The 5,013-nt window shown below is 66.2% G+C and carries 8 protein-coding genes; 3 read left to right on the top strand and 5 right to left on the bottom strand.

What is annotated here, in order from left to right; all coding sequences use genetic code 11:
- The coding region (locus tag HUK82_RS14415; RefSeq protein ID WP_394367507.1) for a formyltransferase family protein at positions 1-265 on the bottom strand (265 nt) is incomplete at its 3' end.
- Between the two features lie 11 nt (positions 266-276).
- On the bottom strand, positions 277-831 hold the full coding sequence (gene def / locus HUK82_RS14420) for a peptide deformylase (protein ID WP_176614624.1): 555 nt from the start codon (positions 829-831) through the stop codon (positions 277-279).
- A gap of 196 nt (positions 832-1,027) precedes the next feature.
- On the opposite strand from def, the gene HUK82_RS14425 reads away from it, so the two are divergent.
- Positions 1,028-1,534 (top strand): Hsp20 family protein, encoded by a 507-nt coding sequence (locus HUK82_RS14425; protein ID WP_176614619.1) that lies wholly within the window; start codon positions 1,028-1,030, stop codon positions 1,532-1,534.
- A gap of 77 nt (positions 1,535-1,611) precedes the next feature.
- Positions 1,612-1,884 (top strand): DUF1150 family protein, encoded by a 273-nt coding sequence (locus tag HUK82_RS14430; RefSeq protein ID WP_176614620.1) that lies wholly within the window; start codon positions 1,612-1,614, stop codon positions 1,882-1,884.
- Positions 1,885-1,961: 77 nt separating this feature from the next.
- On the opposite strand, the gene HUK82_RS14435 is transcribed toward HUK82_RS14430, so the two are convergent.
- The gene (locus tag HUK82_RS14435) at positions 1,962-2,567 is read right to left on the bottom strand and encodes a YceI family protein (protein ID WP_176614621.1); all 606 of its coding nucleotides are present in this window, start codon (positions 2,565-2,567) and stop codon (positions 1,962-1,964) included.
- Positions 2,568-2,609: 42 nt separating this feature from the next.
- Positions 2,610-3,437, bottom strand: a complete 828-nt coding sequence (locus HUK82_RS14440; protein WP_176614622.1) for a DODA-type extradiol aromatic ring-opening family dioxygenase — start codon at positions 3,435-3,437, stop codon at positions 2,610-2,612.
- 78 nt (positions 3,438-3,515) lie between these two features.
- Here HUK82_RS14440 and HUK82_RS14445 point away from each other — a divergent pair, with 78 nt between their 5' ends.
- Positions 3,516-4,430: a LysR family transcriptional regulator gene (locus HUK82_RS14445; protein WP_176614625.1), complete on the top strand. Its 915-nt coding sequence runs from the start codon at positions 3,516-3,518 to the stop codon at positions 4,428-4,430.
- Positions 4,431-4,432: 2 nt separating this feature from the next.
- Here HUK82_RS14445 and HUK82_RS14450 read toward each other — a convergent pair.
- A partial coding sequence (locus HUK82_RS14450) for a CbtA family protein (protein ID WP_176614623.1) occupies positions 4,433-5,013 on the bottom strand: 581 nt, incomplete at its 5' end.

Raw genomic sequence — 5,013 nt, forward strand, 5'->3', positions numbered from 1 at the left:
CGTAGGCGACCACGACGGCGGCATCGGCGCGCAGTGCGGCGAAGGCCGCGTGTTCGGCTGCGTCGGTGCGGACGCGGCGGGGCGTGCGGACCTCCACTCCAAGGTCGAGTGCGGCCTGATGAACCGGGGAGGGGTGCACCGCCTGTCCGCGTCCCGCAGGGCGCGGGGGCTGGGAATAGACGGCCGCGATCTCATGCCCGGCCGTGTGCAGGGCCTGCAGGGCCGGGACGGAGAAGGCCGGCGTTCCCATGAAGATCAGACGCATGATGCCCGCCCTCAGTCCCGACGCCGCTTCTGTTCCTTGGCGAGTCGCCGCATGATCATGTTGCGCTTGAGCGTCGACAGGTGATCGACGAACAGGATGCCGTCGAGATGGTCGATCTCGTGCTGGATGCAGGTGGCCAGAAGCCCATCGGCCTCGATCTCCTGGTCTGACCCGTCGAGGGCGCGGTAGCGCACGCGCACGGATTCGGGCCGGATCACGTCGGCATACTGGTTGGGCAGCGACAGGCAGCCCTCCTCACGTACGGCCATCGTTTCGGATTCATGCATGATGTCCGGGTTGATCAGCACCATCGGACGCCGGCCCTGATCCTCGTCGGCGACATCGACCAGGCAGAACCGCAGGCCCAGTCCCACCTGCGGCGCGGCAAGCCCGATCCCGGGTGCGTCGTACATCGCGCGGAACATCCCGGGCAGGAGGTCGCGCAGGGTGCGCATGTCCTCGGGCGCGACCGCGCGCGCCGTCTGGCGCAGAACCGGCTCCGGTGCGATCAGGATGGGGGTCGGAGGCGCCGTTTCCGCCGCTTCGAGAATGGCTGCATCGATCATGCAGGCGATGTAGCGAAGCACGCGGCAAATCGCCAGACCGACATGACGTCCGGGGCCGATTTCGTGGGGCTATGGTTCCACCTGCCGCCGCACTGGGCGGGACGGCCCTTGCGTTGAAGGGCGCACGGGCCATATCCTGCTGATGCCGAATGCCGCGAGGGTCCGGCTGTTTGTCTCGCTCACTGGAGGAGGCCCGATGTCAGGACGCCTGTTTACGTCGCCCATGTTTCTTGGTTTCGACCATCTGGAGCAGATGCTCGAACGCGCATCGAAAAGCGCGTCCGACGGTTACCCCCCGTATAATATCGAGCAGGTCGGCCCGTCGTCGCTGCGGATCACGCTCGCGGTTGCGGGTTTCGTCATGGACGATCTGCAGATTACGCAGGAAGACAACCAGCTGGTCATTCGCGGACGTCAGACCGACGACTCGCAGGGGCGGATCTTCCTGCATCGCGGCATCGCGGCGCGTCAGTTCCAGAAGGCGTTCGTGCTGGCCGAGGGGATCGATATCGGCGGCGCGTGGCTCGATAACGGCCTGCTGCACATCGATCTCCACCGCCCGCAGCCCGAGGTGAGGATCAAACGCATCGAGATCACGCAGGGCACCACGGCCGCCGGGACGCCCCCCAAGGCGACGGTGGCCGAGATCGATGTGCCGCGCTCGCGCGCGCCGCGCATCGTGCGCACGTTCGATGACGAGTGATCGGCCGAACACCGCATCAGTTTTGCAGGCGAGGGCATGTGCCGGGCAAGGCGCGGCCGCTCGCGGAGGATGACACGATGAGAGTAACCACACAGAACGGGCGGGTTGTCCTCGGCGACGATCAGGCGGCACCCCGCGTCCGGCCCTTCAGCCTGCGGCACATGAGCGACGCGGAGATGAAGGCGCTAGGCCTTGAGCATATCGCGTATGTGAAGGCCGTGCGTGTCGACGGCGAGGCGGCGTTCGCCATTCACGCTGCCGACGGCACCCCCATGGCCCTGGCGGGCGATCAGGAAACGGCTTTTGGTGCCATTCTTGAGCACGAGATGGTACCCGCGCTGGTGCACTGACGGTCACCGGGTTCGTCGATTATGTCGAACGGAGCCGGGAGGACTGATCCCCCCGGCCGGATGACGCCAGGCAGCGTTCAGTTCTGTTTTTCGAAGGCGGCGGCGATCGACAGCGTGACGTCGTCGCCGACCATCGGCACGTAGGTCTTCACCCCGAATTCGCTGCGGCGAACCGTGGTGGTGCCCTGGAACCCGACCGTATAGGCCTTGTCCATCGGATTGGTTCCGGCGCCCACGAAGGTCGCGTGCAGCACGACCGGCTTGCTCACGCCATGCAGGGTCAGAAGGCCTGCGATCGACGCCTTGTTGGCCCCCTCGGGCGTTACCTTGGTCGAGACGAAGGTCGCGGTCGGATATTTGGTGGCGTCGAACCACTCCGCCTCTTTCAACTCCCCGGTCAGCCGGTCGCTGGTGGTCTGTACGCTCGACACAGGGATCGAGACCTCCAGTTTCGTGCCGGCCAGATGCGCCGGGTCGAGGTCCAGTGTCCCGGTCGCTCCGGAAAACATGCCCGAATAGGCGGTAAAGCCGAAATGCAGCACGGAGAACGTGACCTGCGTGTGGTTGGTCTCCACGGCGTAATGCCCTGCCGGCACGTCGTGGGGCGCGGTCGCGGCATGTGCGGCGGGCGTGGCCACAGCGAGTGAGAGGGCAAGCAGGCCGGTCAGAGTGGTCGTGTTCATGCGTAATTCCCCTAGGTGGATCAGTCAGGGTGTGAAGGCTACTCAGCCGAAACGAAACCCGGACAGGGCTTTTCCCATCACCGTGTCGGCATAGCTGTGCTGGCCAGGGTCGCCCTGCGCGGCTCCGGCGGCGATCATCAACGGCAGAAGATGTTCCTCCCGTGGATGACAGGTCCGTGCGCCGGGTGCGTTTTCCCAGTGCAGCAGGGCGTCCTTGCGGACCTCCGGCGCGCTGCCCACGGCCTGGGCCAGCCATGCATCGAAGTCGCGGGACAGAGCATCGGTGGCCGGATTGCGTCCCACGAAGTCGCGCAGGTTGTGAAAGGTCATGCCAGTGGCGACGATCAGCACGTTCTCGTCGCGCAGGGGGGCAAGTGCGGCACCGGTAGCCCATTCGGCCGCCGCATCCATGTCATGCCGCAACGAAAGCTCCACGACCGGGATGTCGGCGTGCTCGAAGGCCAGCATGAACGGTATGAACACCCCGTGATCGAACCCGCGCGTCGGGTCCTCCGCGCTCTCGATGCCTGCCGCGCCCAGCAACGCGCGCACACGGGCCGCCAGATGTGGAGACCCGGGGGCGGGATAGCGAAGGTGATAGGTGTGTTCGGGAAAGCCGCGATAGTCGTAGATCAGCGGCGGCGCGAGACCGGAGGTGACGGTCGGCACCGTCGTCTCCCAGTGTCCCGAGACGACAAGGATCGCCGTCGGCCGTTGGGGAAGGGTGGCCGCGATACCGCGCAGATACGCCGCCATCGTGTCCCAGATGTCCGCCCCTTCCATGAAGAAGCATGGACCGCCGCCATGCGGCACGAACAGCGTGGGTTGTCGTGTCGGGACACATGTGTCCTGAGGGGATGTGAGGCTCATGAGATCAGCTTGGCACGGCACTCCCGCTTCGATAATCGTGCTTCTGGCAAACTCAGTTCACACCAGGGGTATGAGACGTTGCTCGACCGGGTCACCAGCATGCAGGTCTTCGTGCGTGTCACGCAGTTGGGAAGTCTGGCGGCGGCGGCGCGCTCGCTGGGCCTGTCGCAGACGATGGTCACCAAGCATGTCGCGGCCCTTGAGAGTCGCCTTGGCGTGGTGCTGTTTCACCGCAGCACGCGACGCCTGTCCCTGACTGAGGCCGGGCGCCTGTATCTGGAGCGGTGCCAGCGGGTTCTGTCGGATCTGGACGAGATGGAACAGGAGGTCGCCCTTGAGGGAGGGGAGCCGCGCGGGACCTTGCGTCTGAACGCGCCCGTATCGTTCGCGGTGCGTCATCTGGGGCCGATCCTGCCGGAATTCAGCCGGCGTTACCCGCTGGTCTCGGTCGAGCTTGGGCTTAACGACCGGCTGGTGGACCTGATCGAGGAAGGCTGGGATCTGACCCTGCGCATCCGCCGCATGGTGCCCAGCAGCCTGCGGGCGCGAAAGCTGGCCTCAATCCGCATGGTGGTGTGCGCGGCGCCGTCCTATCTCGACCGTCACGGCACGCCGGCGACTGTGGCGGAGCTGGAACACCATGTCTGTCTTGGCTACACGCTGAGCGACGCGGTCGGAGTGGGGCGCTGGCGGTTCGGGCCGCAGGGAAGCCGGTCGGTTCCGGTGCGCGGGTCGTTGTCGGCCAACAACGGCGATGTGTTATGCGCGGCGGCCATCGCGGGGCAGGGTATCATCTATCAGCCGCTGTTTCTGGTCGCCGACGCGCTGCGCGACGGCGCACTGCGTGTTCTGACGCTCGACGAGGCGCCGGTGGAGGAAGCCGGGTTGCATGCCGTCTACGCGCCCGCCGCCGTGGTGCCGCTGAAGGTGCGTGCGATGATCGCGTTTCTGCTGGAGTGTTACACGCCGGTGGCGCCGTGGGATGTGCTGTAAGATCAGGCTCTGGCCGATGCCACACCCGTCACCCGTTCGGCCATCGCACCGAAGATCAGGCCGAGGCCCGACCAGAGTACCAGTTGCATCCCGATCGCGGCTTCGCGGAAACGCCAGAGCGTCAGGGCAGGGAAGTTGGCGGGAACTTCGCTGATGTCCGGCAGGCTGGTCTGGAAGGCGACCGCCAACACGGCATAGATCGCAACGCCGCCCAACGTGGCATTCCACACGCCGAGACGCGTCACGAGGTGACGCCCCGCCAGAGTTCCGAGCACCATGGCGCACAGGCTGAAGACAATCATTTCAGCATAGGTGGCGGTCCGCAGACCGATCGTCGCGGCATTGCCGACCGCAGGCGGATTGGGCGGGTATTTCAGGTCCGGGACCAGTACCACCGCGACAAACCCCGCCAGCGCGAGGACGAGTGCCAGAAGGCGCGGCGGCATGCGGTTGACGCGCCCGTAGCACAGGGCGAACACGATCGAGAACAGACCGCCAAACGCCGCGCCATAGGCGAGCGCCGCGGTCAGAAGGCCGAGGCCGGCCTGGGTCGCGCGGCTGAACAGCGCGGGCTCGGGCGGCT

Origin of the sequence: Ameyamaea chiangmaiensis, assembly GCF_013376175.1 — a bacterium.
Taxonomy (GTDB): Bacteria; Pseudomonadota; Alphaproteobacteria; order Acetobacterales; family Acetobacteraceae; genus Ameyamaea; species Ameyamaea chiangmaiensis.